Here is a 13849-nt window from a genome sequence, read left to right on the forward strand (position 1 = left end):
CTGATGCTGGCAACGGGTCACCGCTTGATGCCCGTTTGCCGACCGCCATCGCTCGAAACGATGGAGCCGGCGGCTACCCAATCAGCCCACTCTGACATCCTGTCCGGCGGAAAGTCCGCCCCGTTCCTTGCAGCCCCAGTTGAGGATGGGCGTGCCCGGCGGCAGGACGCGGCGGAACATCGCCACCCGCGCGGCCTTGGGATTCACCACAACGGGCGCGCGTGCCGCCTTCAGCAGCGGGAGGTCGGCACTGCTGTCCGAATACGCCACGGCGATTTCGCCATAACCGCGCTCGCGTAGCATGCGCATCTTCTCTTCGTTATGGCAGTGGCGCGTGGCCACGACCGCGCCCAGGCGCGGCCCGACGGCGGTCCCGATCACCGGCACGTCTTCGTGGGCGACGAAACTGAGGATCGCGCGCGCCAGTTCCGGCGGCGCACCGGTGGCCACCACCACGTGGTCGCCGCTGGCACGATGCTCGCGGAACACTTCGAGCGCATGCGGCAGCAGGCGCTGCTGCACCTCGTCGCGGTGCGTCGCCACGTACTGGTCGATCAGCGCATCGAAGCTGCGACGCCCGTGCAGGCCGAACGTGCCGATCCAGATGTAGCCGGAAATGCCGCGACGGCGGGTCGGCAGGAACGCCACCATCGGCCCCAGCACGACCGACGCGGCCAACGCGACCGCCGTGCGCAGCGGGTTGCGCTGGATCAGCCACTTGACCAGGTGACCACCGGAGTCACCGTCGTACAGCGTGTGGTCGAAATCGAAGACGACGACCGGGGCATCGGTACGCGGCGTCGGATAGGAAACGTCCGTCATGCCGCGAAGAATAGCTGACGCAGCGCCTCGCCGGGCTCTTCGGCGCGCATGAAGGTCTCGCCGACCAGGAAGGCGTCGACGCCGGCCGTGCGCATCGTGGCGACATCCTCGGGCACCAGGATGCCGCTCTCGGTCACCAGCAGCCGGTCCTTGGGCACCGCGTCCTTCATGTCCAGTGTGGCCTGCAGCGATACCTCGAACGTGCGCAGGTTGCGGTTGTTGATGCCGACCAGCGGCACCGGCACCTGCAGTGCACGCTCGAGCTCATCGATGTCGTGCACCTCGACCAGCACGTCCATTCCCAGCTCCATCGCCAGGCCGGACAGGTCGACGAGTTGTCCGTCATCCAGCGCCGCCACGATCAGCAGGATGCAGTCGGCGCCGAGCACGCGCGCTTCGTAGACCTGGTAGGGGTCGACGGTGAAATCCTTGCGCAGCACCGGCAGCGTGCACGCCTCCCGCGCCTGCTTCAGATAGTCGTCCGCGCCCTGGAAGAAATCGACATCGGTCAGAACGGACAGGCAGGCCGCGCCGCCGAACTCGTAGCTCACCGCGATGTCGGCCGGCCGGAAGTCAGGACGGATCACGCCCTTCGACGGGCTGGCCTTCTTCACTTCGGCAATCACCGCCGGATCGCCCTGCGCGATCATCGCGTTCAGCGCATCGGCGAAGCCGCGCGTCGGCGAGGCGTCTCCGATGCGCGTACGCAGGTCGGCCAGCGACACGCGTGCGCTGCGATCGGCGATTTCCTCTGCCTTGCGGGCGAGGATGGTGGTCAGGATGTCGCTCATGCAGTCCTCAGGCGGGCACCCGCCTGGGCGGGACCCCTATTTTCGCACTATCCGCGGCGCCCGGCGGCGTCGCGGTCCCAGCCGTAGGCACGCTCGACCCTGGCGACCCGTAGCTCGAAATGGTCGTACCAGTCCCGCCGACCCTGCTCGCGCGCCGCCGTGTGCTCGGCATGCTGGCGCCAGGCAAGGATCGCGGCCTCGCTTTCCCAGTACGCCACCGTGATGCCGAAGCCATCCGCGCCGCGCGTGGACTCCATGCCGAGGAAGCCGGGCTGCTGCTGCGCCAGTTCGACCATGCGCTCGGCCATGGCGCCGTAGCCGGCATCATCCTGGCCGTTGCGCTGCGAAGAGAAGACCACCGCGTAGTAAGGAGGCTTCGGCAGGCTGGCGAATCCGCTGGCGGCCATGTCAGTGCGCGTCCTGTTTTGCAAGCGCCTGGGTGGTGGCGACGAACTGCTGCAGCCGCTCCAGCGCGCGACCGCTGGCGATGGCGTCGCGCGAACGTGCGATGCCATCCTCGATGCTCTCCGCCACGCCGGCCACGTACAGGGCCGCGCCCGCGTTCAGCACGACGATCTCCCGCGCCGGGCCGGGCCGGTTGTCCAGCACCCCCAGCAGCATCGCCTTCGACTCGGCCGCATCGGCGACGCGCAGGTTTCGGCTGGCCGCCATCGCGATGCCGAAATCTTCCGGGTGCAGTTCGTACTCGCGCACTTCGCCGTCGCGCAGCTCGCCGACCAGCGTGCCGGCGCCGAGCGACAGTTCGTCCATGCCATCGCGCCCCCACACTACCAGCGCGCGCTCCGCGCCCAGTTCCTGCAGCACGCGCGCCTGGATGCCGACCAGATCGGGATGGAACACGCCCATCAGGATGCTCGGCGCGCCGGCCGGATTGGTCAGCGGCCCGAGGATGTTGAAGATGGTGCGCACCCCCATCTCGCGCCGCACCGGCGCCACCACCTTCATCGCCGGGTGGTGCACCGGCGCGAACATGAAGCCGATGCCGGCCTGCGCGATCGACTGCGCCACCTGGTCCGGCTGCAGTTCGATGTTGACGCCCAGCGCCTCCAGCACGTCCGCACTGCCCGACTTCGACGACACGCTGCGGTTGCCGTGCTTGGCGATGCGTGCGCCAGCCGCCGCCGCGACGAACATCGAACACGTGGAGATGTTGAACGTGTGCGAGCCGTCGCCGCCGGTGCCGACGATATCGACCAGGTGCGTGCGGTCGGCGACGTCCACCGTCCGCGAGAACTCGCGCATGACGGTGGCTGCGCCGGCGATCTCGCCGACGGTTTCCTTCTTCACGCGCAGGCCGGTCAGGATGGCGGCCGTCATCGTCGGCGATACATCGCCGCGCATGATCTGGCGCATCAGGTCGACCATCTCGTCGTGGAAGATCTCGCGATGCTCGATGGTACGCTGCAGGGCTTCTTGGGGGGTCAGTGGCATCTTCGGTTGCCTGTAGGAGCGGGCCATGCCCGCGATACGCTGTGCACCCGGCAGGAAAAGCGTCGCGGGCATGGCCCGTTCCTACACAGGCAGGGGTGGGAGATCATCGCTCCAGGAAGTTCTTCAGCAACGCGTGGCCATGCTCGGTCAGGATCGACTCGGGATGGAACTGCACGCCTTCGACCGGGAACTCGCGATGGCGAAGACCCATGATCTCCTCGAAGCTGCCGTCGTCGTTCTCGGTCCAGGCGGTGACCTCCAGCGCGTCCGGCAGGCTGCTGCGCTCGACCACCAGCGAGTGGTAGCGCGTGGCTTCGTAGGCATCCGGCAGGCCGGCGAACACGCCCTTGCCTTCGTGGCGGATACGCGAAGTCTTGCCGTGCATGATGCGGCCCGCCCGGATGACGTTGCCGCCGTACGCCTGGCCGAGGCTCTGGTGGCCGAGGCATACACCGAGGATCGGCGTGTTCGCGCCCAGCCGCTCGATGATGTCCAGCGACACGCCGGCTTCATTCGGCGTACATGGGCCCGGCGAGATGACGATGCGCTCGGGCGCGAGCTTGGCGATCTCGTCCACGGTCATCGCATCGTTGCGCACCACCTTCACCTCGGCCCCCAGCGACTGCAGGTACTGCACGAGGTTGTAGGTGAAGCTGTCGTAGTTGTCGATCATCAACAGCATGGGTCAGTTCCTACCGATCTTTGAACGACGGAAATTCGCTTCCAGCTTCAGCGTTACCAGAGGTGGTCCGTCAGAAGATGGCGATGGATAGCCATCCTCGGCCACCACATTCTTGATGCCAAGCAGATACATGTCGGCAACATTGAATGTCCAATTACAACCACAGCCGATCTCCTGCCCGTATGTAGTTACCCGCCCATCTACCCCTCGCTTCTCAAAGAATGTCCGATTGAGGTCTCGATCACGCTCGATCATCGAGGCAATCTCAGGCTGTTGTAGATAAGCCATCAACCGCTCCCCGCTGAGCAGCTCGTGGTCGACACTGCCGTCTGCATGGATGACCTCATTGATCACGGGAATACCTTCCGGGCGAAGTGGCGAGCCATGCCAGATGACTTTGGCCCCAGGCGCGATCGACTTCCTGTCTCCCGAAGTGAATACGTAGTTCGCGCAGGACGACGCACACAGGGAGCCGATCACATCCACATCGAGACCACGAGCCAGCACTTGGTCTCCCAAGCGCATGCCGGCATTTGTATCGCCTCCCTGCGATTCGATCTCCAAGGTTCTTACCTCGGGATAGCGATCCAACCACGCTTCCACGTGCTGCACACCATCAGCAGTGATTATTCCGCGATACGTCACCGTGCGACCATCGATGGCGACACTCCAGGTCCGGTCGGCAGCAACATGCTTGCCCCGATGGACAGCCTGGACTGGAACGCACGCTACGATTCCAGCGCAAGACGACAATAGAAGCGTCACGATGAGGTGCCGCCAAGCGAGACTTCTGTACATGACGACCTTGTTACCGGACCAGCCAGGAAAATGCATGGCTTATGCTCCCTTCGCCGGCGCTTCTTGGCGCGCAGACAACCCATCTCCATACAGCGCCGCAAATATCGCAGCAAACGCCTCGATGGCCGATTCCGGCGTCGCCCACGACGTCATCAGCCGGATCACCGTGGTGCCATCACCGCGCCGTTCCCAGGTCTCGAACTCCACCTCCTGCTGCAGGCGCTCGACGACCCCATCCGGCAGCACCGGGAACAGCTGGTTGCTCGGCGAATCGACCGCCAGCGGCACGCCGGCCTGCTGCAGGACCTCGCGCAAGCGTTCCGCCATGACGTTCGCGTGCGTCGCCAGCACGAAGTACAGGCCGTCCTCGAACAGCGCCTCGAACTGCGCGCCGACCACCATGCCCTTGGCCAGCATCGCGCCGCGCTGCTTGATGACGTGGCGGAACTCCGTGCGCAGCGCCGGGTTGACGATGACCAGCGCCTCGCCCAGCAACGCACCGTTCTTGGTGCCGCCGATGTAGAACGCATCCGCTTCCGTCGACAGCAGCGCCAGGTCGACATCGTTGCCGGGCGTGGTCAGCGCCGAGGCGAGGCGCGCGCCGTCGACATACAGCAGCAGGCCGCGGCTGCGGCAGAACTCACCCAACGCCTGCAGCTCCATCGCGCTGTAGAGCGTGCCCCATTCGGTGGTGTTGGAGATGTAGACCAGCCGCGGCTTCACCATGTGCTCGCCGCTGTGGCCGTCGATACAGGGCTGGATCAGCGCGGGACTCAACTTGCCGTCGGGCGTGGCGACCGTCAGCACCTTGTGGCCGCTGGCCTCGATGGCGCCGGTTTCGTGCGTGGCGATGTGGCCGCTGGCGGGCGCAATCACCGCTTCGTGCGGACGCAGGAAGGCCGCCAGCGCGACCAGGTTGGTCTGCGTGCCGCCGGCGAGGAAATGCACGTCGGCGTCGCGGGCGAGACGGTCGCGGATCAGGGCGGCGGCACGGGCGCTGTGTGCGTCCAGCCCGTAGCCGCGGTTGATTTCCGCGCTCGCCACGGCAAGCGCCTGCAGCAGGCGGGGATGCGCGCCCTCGCTGTAGTCGTTGCGCAGGCTGATCCGGGCGTTGTCGGTGGCGACGTCCATCACAGCCCCTTCGCCGCTTCGGCCACCGCGCGGAAGAGGGCACGGCCCTTGTTCATCGTCTCGTCCCATTCCTTCTCGGGATCGGAGTCGTAGACGATGCCGGCGCCGGCCTGCACGTGCAGGCGGCCGTCCTTGATGACCGCGGTGCGGATGGCGATGGCGGTATCGGCGTCGCCATGCCAGCCGATGTAGCCGATGCTGCCTGCATAGACGTTGCGCTTGATCGGTTCCAGCTCACGGATGACTTCCAGCGCGCGGATCTTCGGCGCACCGCTGACGGTGCCGGCCGGGAACGTCGCACGCAGTACGTCGGCGTAGCTGAGGCCCGGCAGCAGCTTGCCGGTGACTTCGCTGACGATGTGCATAACGTGGCTGTAGCGCTCGATGACGAACTGTTCGCCCACCTGCACCGTGCCGGCCTCCGACACGCGGCCGGTGTCGTTGCGGCCCAGGTCGATCAGCATCAGGTGCTCGGCACGCTCCTTGGGATCGGCCAGCAGTTCGGCTTCCAGCGCGATGTCCTCATCGTGCGTCTTCCCGCGCGGACGCGTGCCGGCGATGGGGCGCACGGTGACTTCATTGTTCTCCAGGCGCACCAGGATCTCGGGCGACGAACCCACCACCTGCACGTCGCCGACGTCGAGGAAGTACATGTACGGCGACGGGTTCAACGCGCGCAGCGCGCGATACACGTCCACCGGCCGCGCATTGAACGGCACGCTCAGGCGCTGGCTCAGCACCACCTGGAAGATGTCGCCGGCGCGGATGTATTCCTTCGACTGCTCCACCGCGGCGATGAAGCCGTCATGGGTGAAGCCGGAGACGAAGTGGCTTTCGTCCAGCACGTCGCGGGTGATCGGCGTCGGGTACGAGCCCGGCTGACGCAATTTGGCCGTCAGCGCGTCCAGCCGCGCCTGCGCCTGTTCCCATGCGTCCGGTTCGCGCGGATCGGCATGGACGATCAGGTACAGCCGCCCCTTGAGGTTGTCGAACACGGCCACTTCTTCCGACAGCATCAGCAGGATGTCGGGCGTGCCGAGTTCGTCCGGCTTGTCGCCGGTTGCCAGCCGCGGCTCGATGTAACCGATGCATTCGAAGCCGAACCAGCCGACCAGGCCGCCGGTGAAGCCGGGCAGGCCGTCCAGCTTGGGCACCGCGTAGGCGGCGCGCAGGGCTTCGACTTCGGCGAACGGATCGGCGACGTCGCGCGTCTCGACCAACTGGCCGTGGTCGTGGATCTGCAGCGTGTGGCCGCGGAACGTGGCCACGCGGCGCACCGGCAGGCCGATGATGGAATAGCGGCCGAAACGCTCGCCGCCCTCCACCGACTCGAACAGGTAGGTGTGCGGGGCGTCGGCGAGTTTCAGGTAGACCGAGAGCGGCGTGTCCAGGTCGGACAGCACTTCACGGACGACGGGGATGCGATTGAAGCCTTCAGCAGCGTACTGCTGGAACTGGGCGTGCGAGATCAAGCGGGCTTTCCTTCCGGAACACGGTGGCGGTACGGGCGACGGCTACGGGCCACCATCGCCAGCCACGGCGTGCGGAATCTTTGGAAAGCGGGAGCGCGGGATGGGACACGGGGCTACTTTACCCGACGCATCGGCCCGGCGGCCACTGGGAGAGCATGAATCACTGCCGTCATCCCCGCGGCTTTCAACAGACGCACGTCTGGTCGGGCGGGGGCCCGGTGACTTCAGGTCACTGAGAAGCCAAGTCGCTGGGTTCCCGCCTTCGCGGGAATGACGAGCGCGCGCTTTCGGCGCTTTCCTAAGGTTGCAGACGCAACGGACAGGCCACCGGCAGATGCATGCGGATGCGGCCGGGGACGCACTCGATGCGGAAACGGCGGGACTGCACGGGCTCGCCGTCCAGGTTCAGGATCAGCGACTGGTCGGCTTCCAGTTCGACCCACGGCAGGCGCGCGCGGGTGGCCACGCGGTCCAGCGCGGCGTGCTTGCCGTCCTTCACCAGCGTGCCCACGGTGGCGGCGACCTCGCCGGACAGCTCCGGGACGATGGTCAGGTCCAGCAGGCCGTCGTCGATCAGCGCATCCGGGCACAGTGCCTGCCCACCGCCCGCCTGCCGCCCGTTGCCGATGCCCAGCGCGATGAAGTCGCCCTGCCACTCGAACTCCGGACCGCGCACGCGCGCCGCGACCGGCTCGATGCGTCCCAGCTTGGCGACGCCGGTGATGAGATACGCCAAGCCACCGAGCATCTTCTTCAGGCCCTCATCGGTCTCGACGGTGACCTCGGTGCCGAAGCCGCCGCTGGCGAGGTTGGCGCACCAGTGCGGACCGTCTTCGGCATCGATCCGCAGGAGATCCACAGGAGCGGGTGCGGCATCGCGGACCAGCTGCAAGGCGGGCAGCGGCTCGTCCGGAATACCGGCCGCGGTGGCGAAGTCGTTCGCCGTGCCCAGCGGCACGAGGCCCAGCGATGGCAGCGCATCGGCCGGCCCGTCGCGATGGGCGAGCGTCGTCGCCACTTCGCTGAGCGTGCCGTCGCCACCGGCGGCGATGACGGTATCCACGCCGTCTCGGATCGCTTCGGCGACATAGCGCTCGGCATCGCCGTCTTCCCAGGTCACGCGCACGTCGAGCGTGATGCCGGCCTCGCGCAGAGCGCCGACGGCCTCGCGCAGGTCGTCATCACCAGCGGATTTGCCGTTGAGGATCAGGCGCCAGCGGGGTGCGGTCATGGGGAGTCCTTGAGAGTGGCGCGAGCATAGCCGGTCCGTCGTGGGAGCGACGTGAGTCGCGAACGCAGGAACGCCGGAGCTCGCGACTCACGTCGCTCCCACAACATTCCCCCCCAAGCCGCTGTCACGGGCCCGTCACAGACCATGCGTAGTGTGGAAGGCCATAGCAGGGACGACGGGCGGAGGCAGGATCAGCCTCCAATTCTTCCGGGGCGGTGGCGCAGGCCATCGCCCTTCTGCTTTTTCAGGCGCGCGCGTCGGCCACCGCGGCCCGCATGCGATCGATCACGTCCTTGTAGTCCGGCGCATTGAAGATCGCCGAGCCGGCGACGAAGGCATCCGCGCCTGCCGCCGCAATCTGGCCGATGTTGTCCGCCTTCACGCCGCCATCGATCTCAAGGCGGATGTCCTTGCCGGTCTTGTCGATCATCGCGCGCACGGCACGCAGCTTGTCGAGCGCCGACGGAATGAACGCCTGCCCGCCGAAGCCCGGGTTCACCGACATCAGCAGCACCAGGTCCAGCTCCGGCAGCACCCAGTCCAGCACCTCGACCGGCGTGCCGGGATTGAGCACCAGGCCGGCCTTGCAGCCCAGCGATTTGATCAGCTGGATCGTGCGGTGCACGTGCTTCGAGGCTTCCGGATGGAAGCTGATGATGCTGGCGCCGGCCTCGGCGAAGTCCGGGATGATGCGGTCCACCGGCTCCACCATCAGATGCACGTCGATCGGCGCGGTGACGCCGTGCTTGCGCAGCGCGCTGCACACCAGCGGACCGATGGTCAGGTTGGGCACGTAGTGGTTGTCCATCACGTCGAAGTGCACCCAGTCGGCGCCGGCCTTCAGCACGTTGTCGACCTCCTCGCCGAGGCGGGCGAAGTCGGCGGACAGGATGGACGGGGCGATGATGCAGTTCGACATGGACGGGCTCACTTGCGCTTGCGCAGGGTCTTGATGCGGTCGTAGGCGGCGTTGATCTCGCCGGCCTTGTGTTCGGCCTGGCGGCGCAGGTCTTCCGCGGCGCCGGCCATCTTGTCGGGGTGGTACTGGGAAATCAGCCGGCGATAGGCCTGGTCGAGCTCGGCATCGCTGGCGTCGCTGGTCAGGTCGAACACGCGGTACGGATTGTCGCGGCTGAGCTTGAACCAGTCCTCGTCGAAGGCATGGCCGATGATCAGGCCCACCAGGCCGCCCAACGGATGGCGCATCAGCAGCCAACCGGCCACGAATCCCAGCAGTTTTCCGTACCAGCGCTTCATTCGGCCCGCCTTCTCCGGCAATCGCGCCATTTTACGGCACACGGCGGCCCCAAGCGCCGTACACTACGCGGCCCGGTCCGGTACCCGGCCCCGCAGCAGCGGGTAGACGGCCGCCCCGGGGCACGGGCGCACGGCCTGCCGCACGCCCCCACGACGCTGTACCGCCTCGATGGTTTCCGGACTCCCCAAGGAGTGTTTGTGCCCACGACGTTGCTTCAATCCGATCTGCCCGGCCTCACCCTGCGCCACCGCGGCAAGGTCCGCGACGTGTTCGACCTGCCCCGCGACCGCCTGCCTGCCGACGCCCCCGCCGGCGATTACCTGCTGATGGTCGCGACCGATCGCCTGAGCGCGTTCGACGTGGTGCTGCCCGACCCCATTCCCGGCAAGGGCGAGATGCTCTGCCAGATCTCCAATTTCTGGTTCGCCAAGACCGCGCACCTGATGCCGAACCACCTGACCGGCATCGACGTCGCCAGCGTGCTGCCGGCCGGCGTGGACGCGTCGCTGTACGCCAGGCGCGCGGTGGTGACGAAGAAGCTCAAGCCGGTGCCGGTGGAAGCGATCGCCCGCGGCTACCTGATCGGCAGCGGCTGGAAGGATTACCAGCGCACCGGCAAGGTCAGTGGCATCGAACTACCCGACGGCCTGCGCCAGGCCGAGAAACTGGCCGAACCGATCTTCACCCCCTCGACCAAGGCCGCCGTCGGCGACCACGACGAGAACATCGATTTCGACGCGATGGTGAAGACCGTCGGTGCGGAGCTGGCCGAGCGCGTGCGCGACGCCACGCTGCGCATCTACCGCTTCGCCGCCGACTTCGCCGCCGAGCGCGGCATCCTGCTGGCCGACACCAAGTTCGAGTTCGGCACCGACGAGGACGGCCGCCTCTACATCATGGACGAGATGCTGACGCCGGATTCCTCGCGCTACTGGCCGGCCGACGAGTACGACGTCGGCACCAGCCCGCCGAGCTACGACAAGCAGTTCGTGCGCGACTATCTGGAAACGCTGGACTGGAACAAGACCGCGCCCGGCCCGTCGCTGCCGGCTGAGGTCATCGAGCGCACCCGCGCCAAGTACGCCGAAGCGCTGCAGAAGCTGGCCGGCATCGTCGTCGACTGACCTGCTCCCTGCCCCGCATCCGGGTGATGCCGGGCAAGCCGGGGTTCAGCGTTCCGTGCAGTAGGCTTGCCACCCTTTTCCCGGGTGCGCACGCATGAACGCCTACCTCTACCTCGCCCTGGCCATCGTGGCCGAAGTCATCGCCACCAGCGCCCTGAAGGCCTCCGAAGGCTTCACGCGACTCGGCCCGTCGCTGCTGGTCGCCGCCGGTTACGGCGTCGCGTTCTACTTCCTCTCGCTGACGCTGAAGAGCGTCCCCGTGGGCGTGGCCTACGCCATCTGGTCCGGGGCGGGCATCGTGCTGATCGCGCTGATCGGCTGGCTGGTGCTGAAGCAGCCGCTGGACCTGGCGGCGATGCTGGGCATGGCGCTGATCGTGGCCGGTGTGGCCGTGATCCAACTGTTCTCCAAGGCCGCCGCCCACTGATCCGAACGCCGATCCCGGTCCCGGCACACCCCGTCGGGCTGGGGTATGCTCCATACCCTGCCGCATTGCCATCCTCGGGAGGGATGAATGAACGCGACCGCGCAACGTCCGGTGGACCGCTGGTTCGCCAGTTATTCCGGCGACCACGTCAACGAGACCAACCAGCTGATCCACGTGTTCGCCGTGCCGGCGATCCTGTGGACGGTGGTGGCGCTGCTGTGGTGCATCCCGGTGTTCGGTACCTGGGTGAAGTCGGGCATGTGGGCGGCGCTGGCGATGTTCGCCGCGTGGATGTACTACTACAAGCTGTCGCGCCCGCTGGGCTTCGGCATGCTGGCGATCTTCATCGCGATGGCGTGGCTGACGCGCTGGCTGGAGGCGCTGCTGGGATTGCAGAACCTGTTCTACCTCGCCGTCGGCGTCTTCGTATTGGCGTGGATCGCGCAGTTCATCGGCCACAAGATCGAAGGCAAGAAGCCCAGCTTCCTCACCGACCTTACCTACCTGCTGATCGGCCCGGTGTGGGTACTCAGCAAGTTCTACCGGAAGATGGGTTGGCGGTATTGAGCGTAGCGCCGGGCTTGCCCCGCTGATGCCGTTCGCGGGTTCGTTCCGGGGTTTCGAAAAGCAGCGGAGCGAGCTCCGCTCTACGCACCGAGTGCACGCGTGTCGACGTTGAACTGCCGCGGCGCGTAACCGAAGTCGTTGCGCGCCGGCGTCGCATCGAACACCAGATCCTCGCGCATGCGCGCAACTGCATCGTCGGAGAGCCCGCGCATCGCGCCCGCCATGCGGGCGAACGACAGCACCGCGCGGAAGACGGGCATCGGCAGCTGCCATAGCGTCGCAGGCGGATCGAGCGCCGCCAGCGTGCGCGCCACCATCTCGCGATAGGCCAGTATTTCGCCGCCGGGAAGCGCATACGCCTGCCCGTGCGTTGCCGGCGCATCCACGACGGCCAGTGCGGCGGCCGCCAGATCATCGACGTGGACCGGCTGGCGCCTGCCCTCCGCACCTCGCGGCAGCACGAAGAACCCCATGCGCCGCGCCATTGCCGCGATCCGCGACAGCGTCTGGTCGCGGCCTGCGCCGTAGACCAGCGTCGGGCGCAACAGCGTGGCCGATGCCCCCGTCGCCGACGCCGTGTCGAACACCAGCCGCTCGGCGGCCTGCAGTCGCGCGACGATGTCGCGCTCGTAGGCATCGCCCGAGGCCTGCTTCGTGTCGAGACTGGTTGAACCGAACGCGACCACGCGCGGTGCCGCAACGAGCCCTCGTCCGTACCACTGCGCGAATCCGTCCAGCGGGCCGGTGCTGAAGATCACATCGACGCGGGCTGGCAAACCGTCGATGCCGGCGAACTCGCCGGTCAGCCACTGCACGTTCGACCATGGCGGACGCGGCGTCCGCGATACCGCGAACACCTGCCAGTCGCGCGCATCAAGCCTGGCGAGCAGCGCCTCGCCGATCTGTCCGCTCGCACCGAAAACGAGGGCCGTACGCATGAGGGATCAGGCGTCCGGCGCGGCGTCTTCGTCGACGGCGTCGATGGGCTTGGCCGGCTCGCCGCCCGGCATCGGCGGCCGCTCCGCCATGTGCAGCGACAGCGCCGCCTTGGCCATCAGGTGCGCGCTGATCGGCGCCGTGATGAACAGGAACGCGGTGATCAGCAGTTCCCTCGGTTGCGGATCGGTACCGCTCAGCGCGTGGTAGCCGACCGACGCGATCAGCATGCAGCCCACGCCCAGCGTGCTGGCCTTGGTCGGTCCATGCAGGCGCTTGAAGAACTCCGACAGCTTCAACAGGCTGAAGGAGCCGACCAGAATGAAGAAACTGCCCACGGCCAGCAGCAGCACCAGCAGGATGGCGAAGACCCAGCTCATTCGACGATGTCCCGTCGCAGCACGTACTTGCTCAGCACCACCGTGCCGACGAAGCCCAGCATGGCGATGATCAACGCCGCCTCGAAGTAGACCGCCGTGCCCAGGTACATGCCGAACAGCACCAGCTGCGCGATCGCGGCCACGAAGAGCGTATCGAGCGCGAGGATGCGGTCGGGCACGCTGGGGCCGCGCACCAGCCGCACCAGCGCCAGCAGCATCGCCAGGCCGACCACGTGCATCGATGCCACGATGGCGTACATCACCAGGGCCTGAGGGGTCATGGGAAGATCTCCATCAGCGGCGCCTCGTAGCGCGTCTTGATCTGCCGGACTACCGCATCGGCATCGTCCAGGTTCAGCACATGTACCAGCAGGTGGCTGCGATCGTCCGACAGCACCGAAGACACCGTGCCCGGCGTCAGCGTGATGATGCTGGTCAGTGCGGCGATGCCGTGGATGTTGCCGATGTCGAGCGGCACCCAGATGAAGCCCGGCCGGATCTTCCGTTCCGGCCCCAGCACCTGCAGCGCCACGGTGACATTGGCGGTCACGATATCCATCGCCAGTACGCCCAGCATGCGCGGCACGCTGCGCAAACGGCCGATACGGGCGAACTCGCGGTCAAGCCGCGCGGCGAAAGGGGGAATCAGCAGCGCCAGCAGCAGCGCCATCACCACGTGCCCGGCACTGATCTCGTCGTTCAACAGCAGCCAGAAGCAGAACACCGCCACGCTCAGCGGCAACGACGGCAACCAGCGCTTGCGCCAGGATCCGGCCAT

General features: G+C 67.0%; 18 protein-coding genes. 3 read left to right on the top strand and 15 right to left on the bottom strand.

Annotated elements, in window-relative coordinates:
• Positions 1-81: 81 nt before the first annotated feature.
• From CSC78_RS06085 to CSC78_RS06135, 11 genes are all read right to left on the bottom strand, one after another.
• Entirely contained in the window at positions 82-822 is a 741-nt protein-coding gene (locus CSC78_RS06085; RefSeq protein ID WP_162337010.1) for an HAD-IB family phosphatase, read from the bottom strand.
• On the bottom strand, positions 819-1613 hold the full coding sequence (trpC, locus tag CSC78_RS06090) for an indole-3-glycerol phosphate synthase TrpC (RefSeq protein ID WP_162337011.1): 795 nt from the start codon (positions 1611-1613) through the stop codon (positions 819-821). Before trpC ends, CSC78_RS06085 begins: the two co-directional genes overlap by 4 nt.
• Before the next feature lie 47 nt (positions 1614-1660).
• Positions 1661-2020, bottom strand: coding sequence for an antibiotic biosynthesis monooxygenase family protein (locus CSC78_RS06095; RefSeq protein ID WP_162337012.1), 360 nt, complete (start codon positions 2018-2020; stop codon positions 1661-1663).
• Position 2021: 1 nt separating this feature from the next.
• The gene (gene trpD, locus CSC78_RS06100; RefSeq protein ID WP_162337073.1) at positions 2022-3065 is read right to left on the bottom strand and encodes an anthranilate phosphoribosyltransferase; all 1044 of its coding nucleotides are present in this window, start codon (positions 3063-3065) and stop codon (positions 2022-2024) included.
• 103 nt (positions 3066-3168) lie between these two features.
• Complete coding sequence (locus CSC78_RS06105) at positions 3169-3747, bottom strand: anthranilate synthase component II (RefSeq protein WP_162337013.1); 579 nt, start codon at positions 3745-3747, stop codon at positions 3169-3171.
• 3 nt (positions 3748-3750) lie between these two features.
• Positions 3751-4311, bottom strand: a complete 561-nt coding sequence (locus CSC78_RS06110; RefSeq protein ID WP_162337014.1) for a Clp protease/crotonase-like domain-containing protein — start codon at positions 4309-4311, stop codon at positions 3751-3753.
• A gap of 273 nt (positions 4312-4584) precedes the next feature.
• Positions 4585-5676 carry a threonine aldolase family protein gene (locus tag CSC78_RS06115; RefSeq protein ID WP_162337015.1) on the bottom strand — a complete coding sequence of 364 codons (1092 nt, stop codon included), beginning with the start codon at positions 5674-5676 and terminating at the stop codon, positions 4585-4587.
• Positions 5676-7148 (bottom strand): anthranilate synthase component I, encoded by a 1473-nt coding sequence (gene trpE, locus CSC78_RS06120; RefSeq protein WP_162337016.1) that lies wholly within the window; start codon positions 7146-7148, stop codon positions 5676-5678. Before trpE ends, CSC78_RS06115 begins: the two co-directional genes overlap by 1 nt.
• A gap of 298 nt (positions 7149-7446) precedes the next feature.
• Entirely contained in the window at positions 7447-8379 is a 933-nt protein-coding gene (yegS, locus tag CSC78_RS06125; protein ID WP_162337017.1) for a lipid kinase YegS, read from the bottom strand.
• A 244-nt stretch (positions 8380-8623) separates the two neighbouring features.
• Entirely contained in the window at positions 8624-9298 is a 675-nt protein-coding gene (rpe, locus tag CSC78_RS06130; protein ID WP_162337018.1) for a ribulose-phosphate 3-epimerase, read from the bottom strand.
• An 8-nt stretch (positions 9299-9306) separates the two neighbouring features.
• The gene (locus CSC78_RS06135; RefSeq protein WP_162337019.1) at positions 9307-9636 is read right to left on the bottom strand and encodes a J domain-containing protein; all 330 of its coding nucleotides are present in this window, start codon (positions 9634-9636) and stop codon (positions 9307-9309) included.
• 198 nt (positions 9637-9834) lie between these two features.
• On the opposite strand from CSC78_RS06135, the gene CSC78_RS06140 reads away from it, so the two are divergent.
• The 3 genes from CSC78_RS06140 (at position 9835) to CSC78_RS06150 (ending at position 11755) form a co-directional block, all read left to right on the top strand.
• Positions 9835-10761, top strand: a complete 927-nt coding sequence (locus tag CSC78_RS06140) for a phosphoribosylaminoimidazolesuccinocarboxamide synthase (protein ID WP_162337020.1) — start codon at positions 9835-9837, stop codon at positions 10759-10761.
• 94 nt (positions 10762-10855) lie between these two features.
• Complete coding sequence (locus CSC78_RS06145) at positions 10856-11188, top strand: SMR family transporter (RefSeq protein ID WP_162337021.1); 333 nt, start codon at positions 10856-10858, stop codon at positions 11186-11188.
• 87 nt (positions 11189-11275) lie between these two features.
• Positions 11276-11755 (top strand): Mpo1 family 2-hydroxy fatty acid dioxygenase, encoded by a 480-nt coding sequence (locus tag CSC78_RS06150; protein ID WP_162337022.1) that lies wholly within the window; start codon positions 11276-11278, stop codon positions 11753-11755.
• Positions 11756-11835: 80 nt separating this feature from the next.
• Here the strand turns inward: CSC78_RS06150 and CSC78_RS06155 are convergent, their stop codons facing one another.
• The 4 genes from CSC78_RS06155 to CSC78_RS06170 are packed head-to-tail and all read right to left on the bottom strand — an operon-like array spanning position 11836 to position 13849.
• The gene (locus tag CSC78_RS06155) at positions 11836-12693 is read right to left on the bottom strand and encodes an SDR family oxidoreductase (RefSeq protein WP_162337023.1); all 858 of its coding nucleotides are present in this window, start codon (positions 12691-12693) and stop codon (positions 11836-11838) included.
• A 6-nt stretch (positions 12694-12699) separates the two neighbouring features.
• On the bottom strand, positions 12700-13071 hold the full coding sequence (locus tag CSC78_RS06160) for a Na+/H+ antiporter subunit G (protein ID WP_162337024.1): 372 nt from the start codon (positions 13069-13071) through the stop codon (positions 12700-12702).
• On the bottom strand, positions 13068-13352 hold the full coding sequence (locus tag CSC78_RS06165; RefSeq protein ID WP_162337025.1) for a K+/H+ antiporter subunit F: 285 nt from the start codon (positions 13350-13352) through the stop codon (positions 13068-13070). Before CSC78_RS06165 ends, CSC78_RS06160 begins: the two co-directional genes overlap by 4 nt.
• On the bottom strand, positions 13349-13849 hold the full coding sequence (locus CSC78_RS06170) for a Na+/H+ antiporter subunit E (RefSeq protein ID WP_162337026.1): 501 nt from the start codon (positions 13847-13849) through the stop codon (positions 13349-13351). The genes CSC78_RS06165 and CSC78_RS06170 overlap by 4 nt, the downstream gene beginning before the upstream one ends.

Origin of the sequence: Pseudoxanthomonas japonensis, assembly GCF_010093445.1 — a bacterium.
Classification (GTDB): domain Bacteria; phylum Pseudomonadota; class Gammaproteobacteria; order Xanthomonadales; family Xanthomonadaceae; genus Pseudoxanthomonas_A; species Pseudoxanthomonas_A japonensis.

Excerpts from the sequence above, each read along its gene's own strand:
- CSC78_RS06085 (WP_162337010.1), bottom strand. The coding sequence starts at position 822 with ATGACGGACGTTTCCTATCCGACGCCGCGTACCGATGCCCCGGTCGTC.
- trpC (WP_162337011.1), bottom strand. The coding sequence starts at position 1,613 with ATGAGCGACATCCTGACCACCATCCTCGCCCGCAAGGCAGAGGAAATC.
- CSC78_RS06095 (WP_162337012.1), bottom strand. The coding sequence starts at position 2,020 with ATGGCCGCCAGCGGATTCGCCAGCCTGCCGAAGCCTCCTTACTACGCG.
- trpD (WP_162337073.1), bottom strand. The coding sequence starts at position 3,065 with ATGCCACTGACCCCCCAAGAAGCCCTGCAGCGTACCATCGAGCATCGC.
- CSC78_RS06105 (WP_162337013.1), bottom strand. The coding sequence starts at position 3,747 with ATGCTGTTGATGATCGACAACTACGACAGCTTCACCTACAACCTCGTG.
- CSC78_RS06115 (WP_162337015.1), bottom strand. The coding sequence starts at position 5,676 with ATGGACGTCGCCACCGACAACGCCCGGATCAGCCTGCGCAACGACTAC.
- yegS (WP_162337017.1), bottom strand. The coding sequence starts at position 8,379 with ATGACCGCACCCCGCTGGCGCCTGATCCTCAACGGCAAATCCGCTGGT.
- rpe (WP_162337018.1), bottom strand. The coding sequence starts at position 9,298 with ATGTCGAACTGCATCATCGCCCCGTCCATCCTGTCCGCCGACTTCGCC.
- CSC78_RS06135 (WP_162337019.1), bottom strand. The coding sequence starts at position 9,636 with ATGAAGCGCTGGTACGGAAAACTGCTGGGATTCGTGGCCGGTTGGCTG.
- CSC78_RS06145 (WP_162337021.1), top strand. The coding sequence starts at position 10,856 with ATGAACGCCTACCTCTACCTCGCCCTGGCCATCGTGGCCGAAGTCATC.
- CSC78_RS06150 (WP_162337022.1), top strand. The coding sequence starts at position 11,276 with ATGAACGCGACCGCGCAACGTCCGGTGGACCGCTGGTTCGCCAGTTAT.
- CSC78_RS06155 (WP_162337023.1), bottom strand. The coding sequence starts at position 12,693 with ATGCGTACGGCCCTCGTTTTCGGTGCGAGCGGACAGATCGGCGAGGCG.
- CSC78_RS06160 (WP_162337024.1), bottom strand. The coding sequence starts at position 13,071 with ATGAGCTGGGTCTTCGCCATCCTGCTGGTGCTGCTGCTGGCCGTGGGC.
- CSC78_RS06165 (WP_162337025.1), bottom strand. The coding sequence starts at position 13,352 with ATGACCCCTCAGGCCCTGGTGATGTACGCCATCGTGGCATCGATGCAC.
- CSC78_RS06170 (WP_162337026.1), bottom strand. The coding sequence starts at position 13,849 with ATGGCCGGATCCTGGCGCAAGCGCTGGTTGCCGTCGTTGCCGCTGAGC.